Genomic DNA, 20780 nt, shown 5'->3' on the forward strand with positions numbered 1-20780 from the left:
GCGGCGGGGCAACCTACGGTTCTTCGCCTTGGGGCAGTTTCTCGCACCCGCCATCCGGCAGGCACTGCTCGCCGGGTTTGCACCATTTACCGTACCCGCAGTCGATGGCCTTGATCGGCACACACCCCTGATGTTGCGAACACTTAAAGCCAGTGCGGCACTGCGAGTCGGTTTCTTCACATAGAAACCATCCGGGGCGAGAGCACCCACCGCCGGGCAGGCACGATGATCCGGGCGCACAGGTCAGCCCGCTTTCGCATTTTGTCGGGGGGCTGGGGTCAAATTCCGGCGTAGTCCGCTCGCATTCGCCGCGCGCGTTGCAGAAACTGCCGCCCGGGCAATCCAGGCGCGACGTGCATTTGTTCGCACCGATGGGCGCACAGCGGGTTCCACCTGCCACGCAACGCTCAAACGGGCCGCAGGACCGACCGCCACCGCAATAGGTGCCGCCGGGTCTGATGCAGTGGCCGTCAAAGCTGCACCTTTGTCCTGCCGAACAGCACCCGCTGCCGCACTGGAATTGACCTGCCCGGCATTGGCCGTGCTTGTCATGGAAGGTTGCCGCTGCAGGTCCGCCGCTGGTCGTGGCGAACAGCAATCCAATCAGAAGATATCGTAAGACGAACAGCATGACAGCATCCATGGTCGGTGCGACCGAGCGCCATGGCAAGGTCTATTCGCTTTCCCTCAGTCAAAAGGTGGTTAGATTGAGAGGTATGGAATCGGCTTTGGATTATCATACGGCGCGGGCCCTGCTGGAATGGCAGGTCGAACTGGGCGTGACCGACGCGATCGGCGATGTCCCGGTGGATCGCTACGCGCTGCCGGATACGACCCCCAAGACGAAGAAACCCGCGCAGGCGCAAAGCGCACCCGTTAAACCAGTGCAGGTTGACCCAATAGCTGCCGCAGAACAGGCGGCTAGAGGCGCCAAGTCACTGGAGCAGTTGCGGGCGGTGATGGAGGCGTTCGAGCATTGCGAGTTAAAACGTGGTGCGCGGCAGTTGGTCTTTGCGGATGGCACGCCGGGTTCGCGGGTGATGATCATTGGCGAGGCGCCGGGGCGGGATGAAGACCGCGAGGGCAAACCCTTTGTAGGTCGCGCCGGGCAGCTTCTGGACCGGATGCTGGCTGCGATTGATCTGAACCGAACCGAGAACGTCTATATTACCAATGTCTTGCCATGGCGACCGCCGCAGAACCGTGACCCCAAGCCCGAAGAAATCGGCATGATGAAGCCGTTTCTGGAACGGCATGTGGCATTAGCCAAGCCAGAGGTGCTGGTGGTGATGGGCAATATCAGTTGTCAGGCGGTATTGGGTAAACGTGGCATCACGCGGTTGCGCGGGCAGTGGGATCAGGCGTTGGACTTGCCGGTTATCCCGATGTTCCATCCTGCTTATCTGCTACGCCAGCCTCAGATGAAACGACAGGCATGGTCTGACCTGTTGGAACTCAGGGCGCGTCTGGAGAGTGTGTGATGAATATCCTGGCTTTCTCTGATCTTCACATGGCGCGCAACCGGGCTGCGGATTTGGTTGCCGCAAGTGCCGACGCGGATCTGGTGATCGGGGCCGGGGACTACTGCAACATGCGGCAAGGGTTGGATGACGCGATGCAAATGCTGTCAGGCATCTCTGCGCCGTTGGTATTGGTGCCCGGCAACGCCGAAAGCGCCGGAGAGCTGACGGACGCCGCGCCTGAAGGTGTACACATTCTACACGGGGCGGGCATGACCGTGGATGGCGTGCGCCTGTTCGGCCTTGGATATGGTGTTCCTGCCACGCCGTTTGGCGAGTGGTCCTGCGACCTGACCGAGGCGGAAGCCGCCGAGATGCTGGATCGCTGTGACGACACAGATATCCTGATCGTGCATTCCCCGCCGAAAGGGTATGGCGATACGACCTCACAAGGTGTGTCCGTGGGGTCAGTGGCGGTGCGGGATGCAGTCGAACGGGTACAGCCGGGATTCGCCTTTTGCGGCCACATTCACGACAGCTGGGGCTATCGCGGCACAATCGGGCGCACGCAAATCGCCAATCTGGGGCCGAGGCCAAACTGGTTCGAGGTCGCCCAATGATAGAGACGGTAACGTTGCTGGCTTTTGTGCCCGCCGCTTTAGCCCTGAACTTCACACCCGGGGCGGACATGATGTTCTGTTTCGGGCAAGGGTTGAGGTCCGGGGCGAAACCCGCGCTTCTGGCCAGCGCGGGGGTGTCGGTCGGATTGCTCGTCCATGTTTTGTTGGCTGGTCTGGGGCTAGGGGCGGTGGTCGCCACCATACCTTGGGTGTTCGATGTCATCCGCTGGTTGGGTGTTGTCTACCTGCTGTATCTCGCTTGGGGTACCATTCGAAACGGGGCTGTGTCGGCTGAAGGGCCGGGCAAATCCACACGGTTTGCTTTTCGGGACGGGTTGATTGTGAACCTGACCAATCCAAAAGTCATTTTGTTCGTGCTGGCCTTTATTCCGCAATTTGTTGACCCGACCTCAGGCTCAATTCTGATCCAGTTTCTGACTTTCGGATTGATTCTTGCGGTGGGCAGTATTGTGGTGAACGGCTTGGTCGGCATCTTTGCCGGTGGCGCAGGCCGGGTTCTGATCTCGAACCCGCGTGCCTCACGTATCATGGGCTGGGTCACCGGGGGCATTTTCACTGCTCTCGCGATTCGGCTTGCCATCATGGAAAGGGCCTGACGCCACATGTCGCGTATTGACGAAACCATGGACTTCATTCCGGTCCGCATTGCCGTTTTGACCGTGTCAGATACGCGCTCGCCGGATCAGGACCGCTCGGGTCAAACACTGGTGGATCGCATTGAACGGGCAGGTCACTCGGTTGCGGGTCGCAAGATCATTCGCGATGAGCGCGCCGAGATCGCCGATCAACTGCGCATCTGGATTGCGGACCCGGAGATCGACGTTGTGATCTCGACCGGCGGTACCGGGCTGACAGGGCGCGATGTGACGGTCGAAGCCCACCGCGACGTCTATGAAAAGGAAATCGAGGCGTTTGGAACTGTTTTCACCATTGTGTCCATGGAAAAGATCGGCACCTCGGCGGTGCAATCGCGTGCGACGGGCGGCGTGGCGGGTGGCACCTATCTGTTTGCACTGCCCGGCAGCCCCGGCGCGTGCAAGGACGCCTGGGACGGTATTTTGGAAAAACAGTTCGATTACCGTCATCGTCCCTGCAATTTCGTGGAAATAATGCCCAGATTGGACGAACATCTGCGACGGAAGTAGACTGGTCGTACGTTCAATATCTCATAACCGCTTTGTGGCTTGGCATATTTCACACGCCAGCTACATTTTGCGGAAGGCAGCCTATTGCAACCAGAGTGAGTGATTAATGCGATTCTTACGGCAGAGTCTTGTCGGTGTTTTTCTGGCGTCCCTGACGCTGGCTCTGTTATTTGTCGCCGCGCAAATGATCGTTGGCGCGGTGCAGGACGTGTTGAAACGCGAAAATGCGGCGCCGCAAGCGCGGGAGAGGATATTCGCGGTTACGGTCAGACCTGCGGAATTGGAAACGGTTACGCCTTATCTGGAAGCCTTTGGCGAGGTGCAAAGCCGTCGTCGTCTGGAACTGCGCGCCGCACTTGGTGGGCGTGTGTTGTCTTTGGCCGATGATTTTGAGGATGGTGGCACGGTTTATGCCGGTGAAATGCTGGTCGAGCTTGATCCGGCAGATGCTCAGTCCGCACTGGATCGCGCCAAGTCCGATCTTTTGGACGCGCAGTTCGAAGAGCGTGACGCAGAACGCTCGTTGCTGCTGGCGCAGGATGAATTGAAATCCGCCGAGGCGCAGGCCGAATTGCGCGAGCGGGCCCTGCAGAGGCAGCGCGATCTTGAGTCCCGCGGCGTCGGCGCCACAGCAAGTGTGGAAGAGGCGGAATTGGCAGCCGCGTCCGCTCAGCAATCGGTACTTACCCGCAGGATTGCGCTGGCTCAGGCCGAATCTCGGGTTGATCAGGCGACAACCTTGTTTGCCCGGGTACGTATTGCGCTGGAAGCGGCCGAGCGGGATCTGGATGACATGACCATCCGCGCTGGCTTTGGTGGCACACTGACCGATGTGACGCTGGTCGAAGGACGGTTGGTTGCCGCCAATGAAAAGCTGGCGGAGCTGGTTGATCCCAATGCGTTGGAAGTGGCGTTCCGGATTTCGACCGCGCAGTATGTCCGGCTTTTGGATCAGGACGGCGCGCTGATCAACGGGCCTGTGACAATATCGCTGGAGGTCACGGGCGCTGATCTGACGGCCACTGGTCGTATCAGCCGAGACAGCGGTTCGGCCGGTGCGGGGCAGACCGGGAGGTTGATTTACGCCCGTCTGGACAATGCGCCGGGGTTCAAACCGGGTGATTTCGTAACGGTCACAGTTCAGGAACAACCGTTGGAGGCTGTTGTGCGCCTGCCATCCTCGGTGTTGGACGCATCGGGAACGGTTCTTGTTCTGGGCGCGGACGACAGGCTTGAAACACTGCCCGTGCTATTGATCCGCCGTCAGGGCGACGAAGTCCTGATACGTGGTGAGGGGTTGGAAGGGCGTGAGGTTGTGATTGGTCGCACGCCGCTGCTGGGTTCGGGCGTGCGAGTGCGCCCTGTACGCGTTGAAGCCAGCGCAGAACCCGATATGGTTGAACTGAGCGACGCGAAGCGGGCGCAGTTGATGGCTCAGGTCGAGGCATCCGAAGGGGTGTCGAAGGACGTGAAATCGCAGATGCTGGGCCAGCTTGAAGAGGCGAGAGTGCCCGCATCTCTGGTGCGGCGCATTGAAAACCGGGCAGGGGGCTAAGCGCCATGATGCGCGAGATCCCCGGCGCGGCGAGTGGCATTCTTAGCTATTTCACCCGACATCGGACCGTGGCGAATCTGCTGCTGTTGGTGATGTTGGTACTGGGTGCAGCCGCGATTCCAAACATGCGGGCGCAGTTCTTTCCCGATGTGATCCTCGAACGGGTGGACGTTAATGTCGAATGGGACGGAGCGGGCCCCGAGGATGTAGACAACGGCATCGTTCAGGTGCTGGAACCTGCTCTGTTGGCCGTCGAGGGCGTGGCCAGCACCGACACAACCTCGCGCGAGGGATCGGCCCGGATCAGGTTGGAATTTGAGCCCAACTGGGACATGTCCCGCGCGGTTGAAGAAGTCAGAACAGCCGTTGATGGCGTAACCAGCCTGCCCGACGATGCCGAGGAGCCGACGATCCGGCGGGGCGCTTGGCGGGATCGTGTGACAGATGTTGTCGTCACCGGACCGATCGCGCCCGAACAGCTGGCCAAGTTCACGGATGAGTTGATTAACCGCTTGTTCGCCGTAGGAGTCACGCGAACCACGATCCGGGGCCTTGCCGCGCCGCGCGTGGTGGTCGAGGTGCCGACCGCGCAGCTGATTGCCAACGATATCGCGATGTCTGACATCGCCTCGGCCATTGCCGCCGAGGTTAGTGCCAGTCCAGCGGGGGATGTGACCGGGGCAAATGCCCGTATTCGCACGGGTGCAGAGAAACGCACTCCGGAAGAGATCGAAGGCATCGCGCTGCGAAATTTTGCAGACGGATCCAAACTGTTCGTTGGCGATGTCGCGCAGATCCGGATCGAAGGCGTGAACCGCAACCGCAGCTATTTTGTGGGCGACAACCCGGCCATGTCGATCCGGGTTGACCGATCCAATCTGGGCGATGCGATTGATATCCAGCACACGGTCGAAGACGTCGTCGCCGAGATGCAGGCCAGCCTGCCCGAGGGCGTCACCGTTGAACTGATCCGAACCCGCGCGCAGGCCATCACCGACCGGTTGGATATTCTGATCGACAATGGCTTGATGGGCCTTGGTCTGGTCGTCTGTCTGCTGTTCCTCTTCCTCAACGCGCGGATCGCGTTCTGGGTTGCCGCTGGTATTCCTGTCGCCATGTCGGCCGCGATTGCGCTGATGTATCTTGGCGGTTTGTCGATCAACATGGTGTCTTTGTTTGGGCTGATCATCACGCTGGGCATTGTTGTCGATGACGCCATTGTGGTGGGCGAACATGCCGATTTCCGGGCTCGACGTCTGGGCGAGCCACCCGTGGTTGCGGCAGAACGCGCGGCTCGGCGCATGGCGATGCCAGTCTTTGCCGCGACGATCACCACCGTGATCGCTTTCTTTGGACTGACCCTCGTTGGCGGTCGGTTCGGAGAGTTGATCCGGGATATCCCGTTCACCGTTATTGCCGTCCTGATCGCATCGCTGATCGAGTGTTTTCTGATCCTGCCCAACCACATGGCTCACGCCATCGCGCATTCGGCCAAAGAGCATTGGTATGACTGGCCAAATCGCGTGGTGAACCGGGGTTTCCGTTGGGTGCGCGACCATTTGTTCCGCCCTTTTATCGCGTGGGTTATCTGGGCGCGATATGTGGTTGTGGCACTGATGATCGTGATCCTGGCCAGCCAAGTTGCCCTGTTCATCCGCGGCGATGTGAACTGGCGGTTTTTCAACGCGCCCGAGCGTGGCTCGGTCACCGGCAATTTCATCATGGTCGAGGGTGCAACCCGCGCCGACACGATTGAAATGATGCACCAATTACAGCGTGCAACGGATGAGCTTGGCCAGATCTACGAAGACCGGCATGGCCGCAATCCCATCGACTATGTTCTGGCCGAAGTGGGCGGAAGCGCCGGGTTCGGCCTGGCCGCCGCCGACGGCAAGGATCAGGATCTGCTGGGCGGCATTTCCATCGAGTTGATTGATGCCGACCTGCGCCCCTATTCCAGCTTCGAGTTTGTGGGTGAATTGCAGGATTTCGTGCCGCGCCACCCCAAGGTCGAGCTGCTCAGTTTTCGCGGCTGGCGCTCGGGGCCTGGCGGTGATGCCATCGACGTCCAGTTTTCCGGCGCTGATGTAAACACACTCAAGGCCGCGTCTGAGGATTTGCAGACTGAGCTTTCAAAATACCCTGAGGTGTCAGCGCTCGAGGATAATCTGGCCTACGACAAGGAAGAGTTCATTCTGGACCTGACCGCACAGGGTCAGGCGCTGGGCTTCAGAATCGAAACGCTGGGCCGTGTTCTGCGCAACCGGCTGAACGGGATCGAGGCGGCGACCTTCCCCGATGGTCCACGTAGTGCAGAAGTCCGCGTTGAATTGCCCGAAGGTGAGTTGACCGCCGATTTCCTCGAAGGGACGCTGATGCGGACGCCCGATGGCGTCTATGTGCCGCTTGCCGACATCGTCTCGGTCGAGCGCAAGTCGGGATTCTCGACTGTGCGGCGCGAAAATGGCTTGCGGGTGATATCGGTGAACGGCGACATCTCGGAAGATGACCCGGCGCGAGCGGCGGATATCGAGCGGGCGATGCAAGAAGAGATTTTGCCCAACATCGCGGCTGAGCGACAGGTAGAATGGACCATGGCAGGTCTCAGCGAGCAGGAGGATGAGTTCCTGTCCGAAGCACGCACTGGCCTGATCTTGTGCCTGACGGGTATCTATCTGGTTCTGGCCTGGGTTTTTGCCAGTTGGACACGACCCCTGGTTGTCATGGCGATCATCCCGTTTGGGTTGGTTGGGGCCATCTGGGGTCATTACATCTGGGGCGTACCGCTGAGCATGTTCACAGTTGTGGGCCTGTTGGGGATGACCGGTATCATCATCAACGATTCCATCGTGCTGGTGACGACCATCGACGGATATCAACAAGAGCGTGGGTTGGTCCCGTCTATCGTCGAGGGGACCGCCGACCGCTTGCGGCCCGTTATGCTGACCACCCTGACCACTGTGCTTGGCCTGACGCCGCTGCTTTACGAAAGTTCGCAGCAGGCTCAATTTCTCAAGCCGACCGTGATCACGTTGGTCTATGGACTCGGATTCGGGATGTTGCTGGTTTTGATCCTGGTGCCCGCCTTGCTGGCTATTCTAAATGACGTATCCCGCCCGATGACGGCCATGCGCCGCGCATTCCGGGCACCGGACCGGGTCGTTCAGGGGGCGCTTTCCACAACCGGTTTGGCGTTGCTGATCTGGTTCGGAGTGACGATGGTTTGGCCCTTGTTGACTGATGCGCCGGCTGCGCTTCTGTCCGGTCTGTATCCCGGAGAGGACGGCATCGCAGCGCTGCAAATGGGCCTTGGGGCCTTTCTCGCCGGGGCCGTTCCGATTGTGGTCCTGAGCGTCGTATTGTCCGGGTTGCTTTACGTGCGCCTCAAGGGGCGGGTTGGCGCTTGATCTGCGCGCAAGGCATGTTCCAGCAGGTCAACGACACGCGCGCTCATCGGCAGATCGCCTTGACGTATTTGATCCAAAGGAAACCAGCGGGCATCCAGCGCGTCATCACCTGCCGTTGGCTCACCGGCCTGATAATCACAAGCCACCCCGACAAGTAAATAGTGGGAAACAACCTGCCCCTCTTGATCCCAGCGCAGCAGGTCCAGATTGTCCAGATAGCGCGAGGGGATGGCGATCACCGTGGTTTCCTCGCGCAATTCCCGTTGGGCGGCCTGCAGGACGGTTTCACCCCATTCGACATGACCGCCGGGAAACCCCCAAAGTCCCAAATCTGGTTCTTTGCTGCGTTGAACCAACAGAACCTGATCCTGATGCAAAACAACGGCCAGAGCGCCGATCTTCGGAGTTTGGCTCATGCCATCAGCCTGCGCTGCAACCTTGGATGTCCACGGCGTGCTTGGCGCCTAACACCGTTATCCGGATCTCGGATCGGTCCAGCACAAAGGGCGCGCCCGAGGCATTGATGATCTCGGACCGCGCGATCAGGGTATCGCCGTGCCGTTCGGTATCAGGCCGCGACGCCCAGAGCGCCGGGTTGCCCGGTTCGATCACCGCGACCTCTCGCCCTCCGGCCGAAGGCATGGTCACGCGGGCTTCGATCTGCATTCCGTCGGCTGTGGGTGTCAGATGGCAGCTGGCTTTTGCCACGCGCGCTTCGCGGGCGGAATAGGGGCGCTGAGCAAACGCCGCTGCGATGGCGGGGTTGCGTGCTGCGTCGGCATCCAGCGTGTGATCGAAATCCAGCCGTTCGGGGATACAGACATCTTTGCAAACGCCCAGATCCATCTCTCCGCGAAGACGCACCGGTTTGGTCGGGTTCTTCGGAGTGATCTCGACCGGCAGTACCAATTGATTCGCGTAACCGATCGACTGCAGGCCGTTCTGATCAAAGACTTCCGGCGCAGGCCAGGTAATCGCGACATCACCGACATTACCCGATGCGCCCCAATCGAATTGCGGCGGGATACCGGCGTCGCCGGGCGCGCGCCAGTAGGTTTTCCACCCGTCTTTCAAGGTTAGTCGCAGTGCTCCCAGATAGGTGCCATTGGCCGTGCGGCCACCATCAAGAATGTCCAGTTGAACAACGCCATCGAAGCCTTGCGCAGAAACGGGTGTAGCAAAACTCAGGCAGGCTGTCAGAAGGGCAGCGGCGGGTCTCATGAAAGTCATCATACCTTATAAATGCGCGGTGCGGCCCGGGATTCCAAGTCACGTTCGGGTCACCGAAATGAAATCTGGCGAAATATCGGCTGATCCCTTGCCAATCCCGGTGCTGCGGGGCCATTGTTGAAGGGAACAGTGCAAGAGATACAGCCCATGGATTTGACTGGAAAACTGTTGATTGCGATGCCCGGCATGGGCGATTCACGTTTCGATCATTCGGTCGTGTATATGTGCAGTCATGGCGGCGACGGCGCGATGGGTTTGATCATCAACAAACCGTCGGATTTACGGCTTAAAACTTTGCTGGGTCAGTTGAATATACCCTGTCGGATTCCGGTCGTCGGAGAGCGTCTGGTCCATTTTGGTGGTCCGGTCGAGATGTCGCGGGGATTTGTTCTGCACAGCGCGGACTATGAGGCCAATCTGCACTCGATGCAGATCTCGGATGATTTCAGCATGACGGCGACGCTCGACGTGCTTGAAGATCTGGCTTCGGGCCGGGGGCCGCTGAACTCGATGCTGACACTTGGGTATTCCGGTTGGGGGCCCGATCAGCTTGAGGATGAGATTGCGATGAACGGATGGCTGACGACCGAAGCGACATCGAAACTGGTATTCGATGTGCCGGATGACGAAAAGTGGGAGGCCGCGTTGGCGACGCTTGGGGTCGACCCGTTGACCCTTTCGGCCACCGCAGGTCGCGCCTGATCAGCTGTCCCTTGGGGCTGCGGCGCGGCGTAGCCGGTCGTTGATCGCTGCGCCCAGACCGTGATCGGGGATCGGGGATACGGCAATTGGGCGACCGGTTTTGTTGAGTGTGTGTAGCGCTGCAAACAGATTCGCGGCCGCTTCGCTCAGGTCGCCCGTGGATGACAGGTTCAGGTCGCAGTCGACGGACCCAAAACCCAGCAGGACCTCATCTCCCTGACGAACCCCAGCGTTCAAACGCACGGGCGCGTCAGGCGCATAGTGAGATTGCAACTGTCCCGGTGCGGTCAACAGGTCGCCAGACTGATGCAGATGCAATCGCGTTTTCAGGACGTCTTCGATCTGCTCCAGTGCCACGCCGCCGGGGCGCAGCAGCGCCGGTTCTCCGGCGAGGCCAACAATGGTTGATTCCAGACCGACGCCGCAGGGGCCGTCATCCAGAATCGCAGCGATACGCCCACCAAGGCCTGCGCGGACATGATCTGCGGTGGTTGGACTGATCTGGCCTGATGGGTTGGCGGAGGGCGCTGCCACCGGGCCATCGAATTCGGCCAGTAGCAATCGCGCGGCGGGATGAGCGGGCACCCGAACGGCCAACGTGTCCAGCCCGGCGGTGACCAGCGACGAAATCCGATGCCCGTCGCGTAGCGGTAGGACCAGCGTCAAAGGGCCGGGCCAGAAGGCATCGGCCAGCTGCTGGGCCATGTCGGACCATTCGACGAACCGCCGAGCCGCTTGAACCGAGGCGACATGAGCGATCAGCGGGTTAAAGCTGGGCCGCCCTTTGGCCTCATAAATCCCGGCGACGGCTTGTCCATTGCGGGCATCGCCGCCCAGGCCGTAAACTGTCTCGGTGGGGAACGCGACCAGAAGGCCTTGGCGTAACAAATCTGCGGCATAGGCAATACCGGCGGGGTCTGCGGTCAAGTCGTGTGTGCCGATAGAGATCATGTCTGGTGACGCCGCGTTTTGGTTGCTTGCAACATTGGGAAGAGTAGGTAATTCATCCAAGCCCAGATGCATACCGGCGCAGACCCGAGATTCCAAGCCCACCTGCGCAAACCATTCAGATAGCCCCGAGGGAAGCCATGCCGTATCGCGCCCCAATCTCAGATTACGAATTCCTGCTCCGCAATGTGGTTGGATTTGATCAAGTCGCTGAGACCGAAACATTCGCTGATGCCACTGCGGACGTCGTCAGCGCGATCCTGACCGAAGCCGGCAAGATGTGCGAAGAAGTACTGGCCCCGCTGCAACGCCCCGGCGATCTAGAACCCGCGCGGCTGGAAAATGGCGTGATGCGTACGTCGCCGGGATATGCCGGTGGTTGGAAAGCGATTGCCGAGGGTGGCTGGATCGGGATGAGCGGTGATCCGGAATACGGCGGTATGGGCTTGCCTATGACAGTGACCAGCGCGGTGAACGAGATGATGAGCGCCGCTTGCCTGTCGCTGCAACTGGCACCCTTGATGAGTCAGGGTCAGATTGAAGCGCTGGCGCATCACGCAAGTGAAGCGATCAAGGCGCTGTATCTTCCCAATCTGATGTCGGGGGCGTGGGCGGGCACGATGAACCTGACCGAGCCGCAAGCCGGATCAGATGTTGGCGCGCTGACATCCAAAGCCGAAGCAAATAGTGACGGCACCTACGCCGTGACTGGCCAGAAGATTTTTATCTCATGGGGTGATAACGACTTTTGTGAAAACATCTGCCACCTTGTGCTGGCGCGATTGCCTGATGCCGCCGCAGGTACAAAGGGCATATCCCTGTTCCTGGTGCCGAAATACCTTCCGGATGAAAACGGAAATCCTGGTGCCGCCAATGATCTGAAAGTGGTGTCGTTGGAGCACAAGATGGGACTTCACGGCTCGCCGACCTGCGTGATGCAATATGATGGTGCCACCGGCTGGCTGGTTGGCAAGGAAAACGGCGGTATGGCGGCGATGTTCACCATGATGAACAACGCGCGTCTGGGTGTTGGCGGACAAGGCGTCGGGTCAGCAGAAGGTGCCTATCAGCATGCGCTGGCGTATGCGTTGGAGCGCAAGCAGGGCAAGACGGAGTCGGGTACGATCATCGACCACGCGGATGTGCGCCGGATGCTGACCGAAATGCGCGCGGATGTCTTTGCGGCCCGTGCGATCATGCTGGCCAACGCCGCAGCTATCGATATGGCGCAAGCGACGGGTGATGCGGATTGGGCGGCGCGCGCTGCGCTACTGACGCCGATTGGTAAGGCGTTCGGAACGCAGACCGGCATGCGCGTGGCTGAAACCGGTGTGCAAGTCCATGGAGGCATGGGCTATATCGAAGAAACCGGTGCTGCGCAGTATTACCGCGATGCCCGAGTGACCGCGATCTACGAGGGAACCAATGGCATTCAGGCAATGGACCTTGTTGCCCGCAAGATGATGGACGGGGGCGAGGCGGCCTCGCGCCTGCTTGATGAAATTGAGGATCAGGCGGAAAAAGCCCGAGCGACCATGCCCGATCTGGCTGGCCCGGTTTGGGAGGCCACCGAAACCCTGCGTGAGGCAACGGAATGGTTGGTGTCGCAAGGCGACATGAACAATCGCTTTGTCGGGGCCGTGGCCTATCTCCATGCTTTTGCGCGCGTGTTGGGTGGGCACTACCACCTGTCCGCGGCGCTGGCTGAACCGGATGGGGCGCGGGCCAAGTTGGCGCGGTACTACATCAACGCATTGCTGCCAGAGCATGCAGGCTTGCTTGTTCAAGCACAGAATGGTGCGGACGACCTGTTTGCGCTGACTGCGGATGATCTGGTCGCGTGATGGATGACGTGCAGTCCCCCGCGATCCGATATCCATGGCCCGAGCCTCCGGCGTCGGGCGAAGCTATCGAGGTCGCAGAGGGTGTGTTGTGGATACGGTTGCCGCTGCCGATGGCGCTGGATCACGTCAATGTCTATGCGCTGGATGACGGGGACGGCTGGACCGTAATCGACACCGGTGTGTCGTCGAAAAAGACCCGTGGCATCTGGGGAACGCTGATGTCGGGCCCGCTTGCAGGCAAGCCGGTGAATAGGGTCGTCGTCACCCATCATCACCCTGATCACGTTGGTAATGCGGGTTGGTTTCAATCGGCGCATGGCGCCGAGTTGGTCGCGAGCCGCACCGCCTGGCTGTTTGCCCGCATGCTGACGCTGGATGCGCAGGACAGCTGGCCGCAGGAAACTTTGGATTTCTATCGCAGCGCAGGTATGGCGCCCGAGGTTCTGACCAAACGGATGGCGGACCGCCCGTTCAATTTCGCTGATACCGTTTATCCGATGCCGCTGGGTTTCACCCGCGTCAAACAGGGCGATGTGATCCGCATGGGCGGGCGTGCTTGGGATGTTCATATGGGCAATGGCCACGCACCTGAACACGCGACGTTTTGGAGCCGTGACGACAATCTCGTACTGACTGGCGATCAGGTCATCAGCTCGATCAGTCCAAATCTGGGTGTCTATGCCACTGAACCCATGGCCGATCCTGTGGCTGGCTGGCTGGAGGCGTGCGAGCGGCTTAAGGCGCTGGCGCGTCCTGATCATCTGGTTTTGGGTGGCCACAAATTGCCCTTCACAGGCCTGCCACTGCGGATGAAGCAGTTGATGGATAACCATCACGGCGCGCTGGAACGCCTGTTGGCGCATCTGGACCAGCCCAAAGCTGCGGCCGAGTGTTTTGCGCCGCTGTTCAAGCGTTCAATTCGGGAAGGCGAATATGGCCTCGCACTGGTCGAAGCGGTTGCACACCTGAACCATCTCTACCACATTGAGGCTGTAACCCGATCACGACGCGCGGACGGGGCGTGGACCTTTCAGCGCAAAGGATAAAGAGATGCAGGACCAGATCGAAACCTCGGCCGAGGCCGCCGAAGCGGCAGCCCTGCCGCGCTGTTACGAAGTGCATGCCAATTCAAAAGAGGAATCCGGCTCAAAGGATCTGCCGAAGCCGTTACAACAACCTGTCGAGACCAAAAGTCCGGCGCAATGGGCCTATGAGCGCTTGATCCTCTATATCCAGAACTTCGAAAAGACGCTGGATGGTGATCACGAGGTCGCCATGGGCTTTACCGGCGGCGACGCCGGTGTGATGCGGATTGAGGGGATGGGCTATTTCGATCCTGATATCATAACTTTTTACGGCTCTGACGGGACGGGCGCGCGCACTCAGTTGGTGCAGCATGTCAGCCAGTTGAACGTGATGTTGCGCGCTTTGCCCAAATCAGTCGAAGATAAACCCGCAAACCGCATCGGTTTTCGGTTGGCGGCGGATTTGGAAGAAAGCTGACTTGCAATTCACGCTTTCGCAGCCTTGAATGAGTTCATCATTCAGGAGGCCCCAGCGTGCGCTATTTCTCAGCCGTTACAAATGCCTATGCCGGGGCTTGGTCGCGGCGACGGGTGTTTGTGCCCATATATATCGCGGTCCGGTTGCTGCTGGTTGCGCTGATCGCTCCGGGTGTTGCGGTTGCGGTTAATCTGGCGGTGTCGCTGTCCAGTCAGACGGCGTTGACGGATCAGGACATTGCGATGTTCCTGCTTTCGCCTGTGGGTTTTCTTGCGGCCATTGTGGTGCTCAGCCTGTTTTTGATGGCCGAAGTGTTCGTCTTTTCTGTCATGGCGGGGTCACTGCGCATGGGCGAGCGCGACCCATGGCGCGCGGGCGGCTCTGCTATTGGTCTGATCCTGTCCCGGCTGCCTGCGTTGTTCGGGTTTGCGGTGCGGTTCATCCTGCGTGTGTTGATTTTGGCACTGCCTTTCGTGGCAGTGTCCGGTCTGATCGCGTGGTGGACCCTGACCGAATATGACATCAACTACTACCTGACCTTCCACCCGCCGGCCTTCTGGGTCGCCGTGGTTCTGATCGGATTTATCGTTCTGACCTTGGCATGGATTTTGATCCGGCGGCTTTCGGCCTGGGCGCTGGCCTTGCATCTGGTCATCTTTGAACAATGCGCGCCCAAGGCGGCCTTTGACGAAAGCGCGCGGCGGATGGACGGAAAGCGGGGGCGCCTCAAGATCGAACTGGCCCTGTGGCTGGGTCTGCGCCTTTTCATTGCGGCACTGATCGCTGCGATGGCGGGGATGCTGTTCGCACTTGTGCCGCTGCAAGAGGGTGTGAATTTGAGATTTGCCCTGATGCTCAGCCTGATCGTAGCGGCGCTGTGGTCTTTGGCGGGTTTGATACTGGCGGCCACTGCTTTGGGTGCGTTGGCTGTTTTGTTGGATGGATTCTTCGACACCAAGGCAAAGGATTTCCCTCACGCGGAACCGAAAGAAATCCGCGTGCCGATGTTTGCGACAGTAGGCGCTGCAGTAGTCGCTTTGCTGATCGGTCTGTGGTTTGGGCAGGATTTGTTAGCACGTGTCCAGGCGCCCGATCATGCGGATGTCATAGGTCACCGCGGGGCGGCGGCATTACGGCCCGAGAATACCATGGCTTCGGTTCTCAAGGCGATTGAGGACGGCGCTGACTGGGTTGAGATCGACGTGCAGGAAACGGCGGATGATGTGATCATCGTTGCCCATGACAGTGATTTCATGAAGCTTGCGGGTGTGAACCTAAAGGTCTGGGATGCCACGATGGAGGATGTGGCCGAGATTGATATCGGCAGCTGGTTTGGGCCTGAATATGCCTCGGAACGCACGCCGACTTTGCGCGATGTGCTGTTGGCGGCCAAGGGCAAGGCCAAAGTTATTATCGAATTGAAGTATTACGGTCATGACGTGGACCTTGAAAACCGGGTGGCTAATCTGGTCGAGGAACTGGGCATGCAGGACGACATCGCCACCATGTCGCTGAAATACCCGGCTGTGCAAAAGATGAAGACCTTGCGCCCGGATTGGCGTGCAGGTGTACTTGCCGCCACAGCCGTCGGAGATTTGTCGGGTCTCGAAGGTGATTTTGTCGCCGTGAACGCGTCGATGGCGTCGCCGGGGCTGATCCGCTCGGTCCACGAAGCTGGTAAGGATATTTACGTCTGGACGGTGAATGATCCGTTGCAGATGTCTGCTATGGCGTCGATGGGCGTTGACGGGTTGATCACAGATCGCCCGGCCATGGCAAAAGAAGTTCTGCGTGTCCGCGCCGAAATGGGCCCGGGTGAGAGGTTGCTGCTGTGGCTTGCCACCACATTCGGCATGCAGGTTGATACCAAGGCGATGCGCGATGCTAGCCCGTAATCTGGTGCTGATCCTTGTTGCTCTGTCGTCGCCTGCGTCGGCGCAGGACCTGATGCGAAATGTCGAGATGCCCGCCCACCGTGCCCTGATTGCGCAAAGGGGCGAAGCCAGATTGACGTCATTTGAAACCGACGGCTGTTCCGGTGGCTTGTCGACCAGCTGGCGATGGGTGGCCGACACGTTTCCCCAGATTGGTGAGTTGTATGAAGTGCAACCGCCGTGGGAGGACTGCTGTGTGATCCATGACCGGGCCTATCATAACGCTGGTGGCGCGCTGCGGGCTGAAGACAGCTATGACGCGCGTCTGTCCGCGGATAAGACCTTGCGCGCTTGTGTTGTTGCGCATGGTGATACCCATGCCGAAGACTATGCGCGCCGGTATGACATGACGCCCGAGCAGATCAGGTCCATTCATTCGATCACGGCCGATGCCATGTTCGGCGCGGTCCGTTTTGGCGGTGGGCCCTGCAGCGGACTGCCGTGGCGGTGGGGGTTCGGCTATGCTGGTTGTTCCGTCTTCGGAGAACGTGCCCCTGCGCGCGAATGACGTGGTGACAGGCCCCGCATTTTCCATTATCCAACGGATAAACACGCGAATTGGGAATCTTTGACACATGGCTGAACACAAACACGGCGAAATGGACATCACCGTTCAAACCAAAACCTTTGATGGCTTCATCAAAGCCACCACATGGTGTGCGGTTGCTATCATTTTCCTTTGCCTGTTCCTGGCAGTCTTCGCAGCTTAAGCACTATTGGGGGCGGATGTGTTCAGGATCTTGATTGCCTGCCTGCTGGCAGCAACAGTAGCAGGCTGTGCAGTCTCCAAGCGTCCTCAGGCGGATCAGTCAGAGATTGTGTCCCGATCCTATAGCGATCCGGGGCCATCGACCTTGACCCTATACACCATGATCAACACCCGCACCGGATCAGGCGCGCATACCTCGTTGATGATTGGTGCCAGCGAGCGGGTGATCTTTGATCCTGCGGGGTCGTTTCGGGCAGATGTTGTGCCAATCAGGGACGATGTCCTGTATGGGATCACGCCGGCGGTTGAGCAGGCCTATCGCAGTTCGCATGCCCGCGAAACGCATTATGCCCGGGTTCAGACGATCCAGGTGTCCCGGCAACAGGCAGAGATTGCGTATCAACTGGCCAAGCAGGCAGGCCCCGTTCCTGGGTCATACTGCGCAAATTCGACAGCACAGATTTTGCGGCAGATACCTGGGTTCGAGCAGATTAACGTCACCTTTTTCCCCGTAAAACTGTCAGAGCAGTTTGGGCAGATCCCCGGCGTCGTCACGGAAGAGTATCGCGAGAATGATGACGCGGACCTGCAAAAAGGTCTGGTTGCCAACAATGCACGCCTCAACCAGTTGGATGGGACTTCAACCCAGTAAATACAATAGTCCATAGAGCGTGGCAGCCCCGGTGAAGATGGCTGCCAGAACGTTCTTGGTGATCACCCCGACCGCCAGTGCTACCGCTGCGGCGGCCATGCGGGGCATGTCCAGCTGCCCACCTGTTGCGGTAGGCCAGACAACCAGCGGTGTGATGAGCGCCGGAAGAATTGCCACCGCCGTGTACCGCAAATGACGCAGTAGCCATGGCGGCATTGGGCGGTCCCCAACAAAGCCGATGAAGACAAAACGCAGGGCAAAGCTGCCGATGGCCAGACCGATGACAATGGTCCAGATGGTTACGGGATTCACTTGTGTCATGTTCTGACCTTTCTGCGTTCCAGCATTGCCTCGGCTTGTGCCCCTGCCATCATCCCGGCGCAGCCTGCGATTAGAAGGCCCAGATTAAAGGGGATGGCGACCATCAGCAGCGAGACTACGATGGCCACCAGCGCAGCGACCACATGGGCCGGGGTTCGCATCATCGGGCCGATCATGGCCAGAAAGGTGATCGGCAGAGCAAAGTCCAGCGCCCAGCTTTCGGGGATTTGTGTTCCCAGAACTGCGCCAAGATAGGTGCTGAATATCCAAAGCGGCGTAATCGGCGTCACTGAGCCAAAGAAATACGCCATCCGCTGTGGTATGCTCAGGTCCGGTTCTTTCTCAAAGCGCACGATTGAACAGGCGTAAGATTGGTCAACGGTCAGATAGGCGGCAATCGCGCGTTGCCACATTGGCGCGGCCCCCAGATACGGCGTCAGAGAGGCAGAATACATCGCCATTCGCAAATTCACCGCCAGCGCCGAGATCAGAATGATGGCAGTTGGCGCACCTTCCTGTAGCAATTGAAGTGCCGCGAATTGCGCAGCGCCGGCAAACACGGTCGCAGTGAAAGCCATGGTCTGAATAATGCTCAGCCCGGCTTCGGTGGCAAACACGCCGAACAGGGTGCCGAAAGGGATGGCCACAAAGATGAACGGAGACCCGTCGCGAAAACCCTTCCAGAAGTATGACTTGGATGTGGTGAATGCCATGGCTAAATCCTATGGTGCTGACAGCAGCAGTAGCGGTCTTGGGAAAGGGTTGCAATTGGCCACGGAATTCGATGTCTCGGACTATATCATCGCCCCTGATCCCGGCGCGGTACGCTTGACCCGCGCGGTCGAGGGGGTCGATCAGAATGGTGAACTCAGCCAGATCTCGGTGGTCGAGGAACGGCCGCTGACGATATTCCTGAACTCGCAGGAAATTGTGACGGCGATGACCATCGGCGATTACCCAGATTATCTAGCACTGGGCTTTCTGCGCAATCAGGGCATGTTGCTTCCCGACGATGAGATAACGCGGGTCGAATACGATGATGATCTGGAGACGGTCGTGGTCCGCACCGCGCGTGAGACCTCGTACGAAGACAAGCTGAAGAAAAAGACGCGTACCAGTGGCTGTGCCGTGGGCACAGTGTTCGGCGATATGATGGAAGGGCTCGAGGACGTGCGGTTGCCACAGGTCTCGGTGCGGACCTCTTGGCTTTATGATCTGGCAGCAAAGATCAACCGTACGCCATCGCTGTATCTGGAGGCGGGGGCGATCCACGGTACCGTGTTGTGCCGCGAAACCCGCCCGCTGGTCTATATGGAGGATGTGGGCCGCCACAACGCGGTGGATAAAATCGCAGGCTGGATGTTGTCCGAAAACGAAGAGGCAGACGACAAGATCCTCTACACCACGGGGCGCCTGACCTCTGAAATGGTGATCAAGACGGCGATGATGGGCATTCCGGTACTGGCGTCGCGGTCCGGGTTCACGGCATGGGGTGTCGAGATCGCGCGCGAGGTTGGTTTGACCCTGATTGGTCGGATGCGGGGGCAGCGTTTTGTGTGTCTGGCGGGCGAGGATCGTTTGGTCCGGGACGCAGACCCGGCAACGGTCGCGGTTGAGGGCAAGAAGCACCGCAGGAAAAGCGCCTCTGATGAGGCATAGGCCCGCATGGCAGGTTTTACGGATGAACTGCTGAATATGGGCGAATTTGGAGGCAGAGCTATTGGAATTTGTTAACCTGATCGCGCCAGTGTTTGGCGTCATTGCCACTGGCTATCTCTTTTCTCTCACCAAGATATTTGATGAAAAACTGGCTGATGTGCTTGTGCAGTTCGCGGTGTATGTTCTGATACCGGCGCTTCTGTTCATGCTGATCGGACAGGAAGAGTTCAGCAAACTGTTGAACTATGGCTTTCTGATTGCCTTCGGTGGGGTGACGGCGGGCCTGTTTATTGTTCTATACATTTTGATCCGCCGCGTGATGGGATGGAGTGCAGGCGAGGCGACGATGCTGGCCTATCTGTCCATCGCCTCGAACGCGGGGCTGGTGGCTTTGCCGGTTTTGCACTCTCTGTTCGGCTCCAAGGGGTCGCTTCCGGCGGTTATTTCGATCGTGGTGATTGCGATGCTCTTGTTCGTTGTCACGGTGATGTTGGAAAACGCCACCTCGGCGCAGGATCAGAACCGTGTTGGACTGATGACGCTGGTATTCAACGCCCTGAAAAGCCCGATCATCTTATCCGCCTTTCTGGGCGTCTTGTATTCGCTGTCTGGGATTGGGTTTTCTGACATCGTGGCCGACTATCTGCAGATTTTGGGGCAAGGCTTGTCGGCTGTAGCGCTTTTTGCAATTGGATTTGCGACGCGGCTTGGGGCGATCAGGCAAACTGGGCTTTATGTTCTGGGTGCCTCGACGATCAAACTGATCCTGCTGCCGGGTCTGGTTCTTGTGATGGCCGACGCGTTGGGCATGACACCGCTCTGGATCGTTGCTGCGACGGTGTCGGCTGCGGTGCCAACAGCCAAGCATGCGTTCCTTTTGGCCAAACATTACGACCAAAGGGCGGAACTGGCTGCGCATACTGTCTCGGTCACTTCACTTGTTTCGATCGGTACCCTGGTTATGTGGTTGTATATTCTGCATCACCTTTACCCATCGGCATTCCAGCTGAGCTGAATACACGCTACGGTGCCGTGCAAATCTAAGGGCGTGAACAATTGATCGGGATCAC

The 20780-nt window shown here is 59.0% G+C and carries 22 protein-coding genes; 16 read left to right on the forward strand and 6 right to left on the reverse strand.

All coding sequences use genetic code 11. The annotated features are described in order from the left end of the window. Nucleotides 1-13 precede the first annotated feature (13 nt). Nucleotides 14-631, reverse strand: a complete 618-nt coding sequence (locus tag HW561_RS19000; protein WP_235962985.1) for a scavenger receptor class F, member 2 — start codon at nt 629-631, stop codon at nt 14-16. Nucleotides 632-716: 85 nt separating this feature from the next. Here HW561_RS19000 and HW561_RS19005 point away from each other — a divergent pair, with 85 nt between their 5' ends. From HW561_RS19005 to HW561_RS19030, 6 genes are all read left to right on the forward strand, one after another. Beyond that, on the forward strand, nt 717-1481 hold the full coding sequence (locus HW561_RS19005; protein ID WP_176866983.1) for a uracil-DNA glycosylase: 765 nt from the start codon (nt 717-719) through the stop codon (nt 1479-1481). Beyond that, the gene (locus HW561_RS19010) at nt 1481-2080 is read left to right on the forward strand and encodes a metallophosphoesterase family protein (RefSeq protein ID WP_176866951.1); all 600 of its coding nucleotides are present in this window, start codon (nt 1481-1483) and stop codon (nt 2078-2080) included. Before HW561_RS19005 ends, HW561_RS19010 begins: the two co-directional genes overlap by 1 nt. Then, nucleotides 2077-2697, forward strand: a complete 621-nt coding sequence (locus HW561_RS19015; protein WP_176866952.1) for a LysE family translocator — start codon at nt 2077-2079, stop codon at nt 2695-2697. Before HW561_RS19010 ends, HW561_RS19015 begins: the two co-directional genes overlap by 4 nt. A gap of 6 nt (nt 2698-2703) precedes the next feature. Beyond that, entirely contained in the window at nt 2704-3246 is a 543-nt protein-coding gene (moaB, locus tag HW561_RS19020; RefSeq protein WP_176866953.1) for a molybdenum cofactor biosynthesis protein B, read from the forward strand. A 106-nt stretch (nt 3247-3352) separates the two neighbouring features. After that, nucleotides 3353-4801, forward strand: coding sequence for an efflux RND transporter periplasmic adaptor subunit (locus tag HW561_RS19025; RefSeq protein ID WP_176866954.1), 1449 nt, complete (start codon nt 3353-3355; stop codon nt 4799-4801). A gap of 5 nt (nt 4802-4806) precedes the next feature. Further along, complete coding sequence (locus tag HW561_RS19030; protein ID WP_176866955.1) at nt 4807-8208, forward strand: efflux RND transporter permease subunit; 3402 nt, start codon at nt 4807-4809, stop codon at nt 8206-8208. On the opposite strand, the gene HW561_RS19035 is transcribed toward HW561_RS19030, so the two are convergent. Next, complete coding sequence (locus HW561_RS19035) at nt 8175-8624, reverse strand: NUDIX hydrolase (protein WP_176866956.1); 450 nt, start codon at nt 8622-8624, stop codon at nt 8175-8177. The two genes, HW561_RS19030 and HW561_RS19035, sit on opposite strands and share 34 nt — an antisense overlap. 4 nt (nt 8625-8628) lie before the next feature. Further along, a complete protein-coding gene (locus HW561_RS19040) occupies nt 8629-9429 on the reverse strand; it encodes a protein-disulfide reductase DsbD domain-containing protein (protein WP_235962986.1) in 801 nt (266 codons plus the stop codon). A gap of 156 nt (nt 9430-9585) precedes the next feature. Here HW561_RS19040 and HW561_RS19045 point away from each other — a divergent pair, with 156 nt between their 5' ends. Next, on the forward strand, nt 9586-10140 hold the full coding sequence (locus tag HW561_RS19045; protein WP_176866958.1) for a YqgE/AlgH family protein: 555 nt from the start codon (nt 9586-9588) through the stop codon (nt 10138-10140). On the opposite strand, the gene HW561_RS19050 is transcribed toward HW561_RS19045, so the two are convergent. Next, nucleotides 10141-11091 (reverse strand): L-threonylcarbamoyladenylate synthase, encoded by a 951-nt coding sequence (locus HW561_RS19050; protein WP_176866959.1) that lies wholly within the window; start codon nt 11089-11091, stop codon nt 10141-10143. Nucleotides 11092-11228: 137 nt separating this feature from the next. Between HW561_RS19050 and HW561_RS19055 the strand changes: the two genes are divergently transcribed. The 7 genes from HW561_RS19055 to HW561_RS19085 all read left to right on the forward strand — a co-directional run bounded on the left by HW561_RS19055 (nt 11229) and on the right by HW561_RS19085 (nt 17730). Then, on the forward strand, nt 11229-12932 hold the full coding sequence (locus tag HW561_RS19055) for an acyl-CoA dehydrogenase (protein ID WP_176866960.1): 1704 nt from the start codon (nt 11229-11231) through the stop codon (nt 12930-12932). Beyond that, entirely contained in the window at nt 12932-13978 is a 1047-nt protein-coding gene (locus tag HW561_RS19060; RefSeq protein WP_176866961.1) for an MBL fold metallo-hydrolase, read from the forward strand. The genes HW561_RS19055 and HW561_RS19060 overlap by 1 nt, the downstream gene beginning before the upstream one ends. A gap of 4 nt (nt 13979-13982) precedes the next feature. Next, nucleotides 13983-14435, forward strand: coding sequence for a DUF6173 family protein (locus tag HW561_RS19065; RefSeq protein ID WP_176866962.1), 453 nt, complete (start codon nt 13983-13985; stop codon nt 14433-14435). A gap of 56 nt (nt 14436-14491) precedes the next feature. Continuing rightward, the gene (locus HW561_RS19070) at nt 14492-16330 is read left to right on the forward strand and encodes a glycerophosphodiester phosphodiesterase family protein (RefSeq protein ID WP_176866963.1); all 1839 of its coding nucleotides are present in this window, start codon (nt 14492-14494) and stop codon (nt 16328-16330) included. Further along, entirely contained in the window at nt 16317-16877 is a 561-nt protein-coding gene (locus HW561_RS19075; protein ID WP_176866964.1) for a hypothetical protein, read from the forward strand. The genes HW561_RS19070 and HW561_RS19075 overlap by 14 nt, the downstream gene beginning before the upstream one ends. A gap of 67 nt (nt 16878-16944) precedes the next feature. Next, complete coding sequence (locus tag HW561_RS19080; RefSeq protein WP_176866965.1) at nt 16945-17079, forward strand: aa3-type cytochrome c oxidase subunit IV; 135 nt, start codon at nt 16945-16947, stop codon at nt 17077-17079. Between the two features lie 18 nt (nt 17080-17097). Then, a complete protein-coding gene (locus HW561_RS19085; RefSeq protein ID WP_176866966.1) occupies nt 17098-17730 on the forward strand; it encodes a hypothetical protein in 633 nt (210 codons plus the stop codon). Here the strand turns inward: HW561_RS19085 and HW561_RS19090 are convergent. Together HW561_RS19090 and HW561_RS19095 are read right to left on the reverse strand one after the other, a co-directional pair. Continuing rightward, nucleotides 17719-18051: an AzlD domain-containing protein gene (locus HW561_RS19090; RefSeq protein WP_176866967.1), complete on the reverse strand. Its 333-nt coding sequence runs from the start codon at nt 18049-18051 to the stop codon at nt 17719-17721. The two genes, HW561_RS19085 and HW561_RS19090, sit on opposite strands and share 12 nt — an antisense overlap. Next, nucleotides 18048-18764 (reverse strand): AzlC family ABC transporter permease, encoded by a 717-nt coding sequence (locus HW561_RS19095; RefSeq protein WP_176866968.1) that lies wholly within the window; start codon nt 18762-18764, stop codon nt 18048-18050. The genes HW561_RS19090 and HW561_RS19095 overlap by 4 nt, the downstream gene beginning before the upstream one ends. A gap of 49 nt (nt 18765-18813) precedes the next feature. Here HW561_RS19095 and HW561_RS19100 point away from each other — a divergent pair, with 49 nt between their 5' ends. Together HW561_RS19100 and HW561_RS19105 are read left to right on the forward strand one after the other, a co-directional pair. Continuing rightward, nucleotides 18814-19710 (forward strand): formate dehydrogenase accessory sulfurtransferase FdhD, encoded by an 897-nt coding sequence (locus HW561_RS19100; RefSeq protein WP_176866984.1) that lies wholly within the window; start codon nt 18814-18816, stop codon nt 19708-19710. Between the two features lie 61 nt (nt 19711-19771). Next, on the forward strand, nt 19772-20725 hold the full coding sequence (locus HW561_RS19105) for an AEC family transporter (RefSeq protein WP_176866969.1): 954 nt from the start codon (nt 19772-19774) through the stop codon (nt 20723-20725). Nucleotides 20726-20780: the final 55 nt, after the last annotated feature.

This window comes from Ruegeria haliotis, from assembly GCF_013377785.1.
GTDB classification, from domain to species: domain Bacteria; phylum Pseudomonadota; class Alphaproteobacteria; order Rhodobacterales; family Rhodobacteraceae; genus Ruegeria; species Ruegeria haliotis.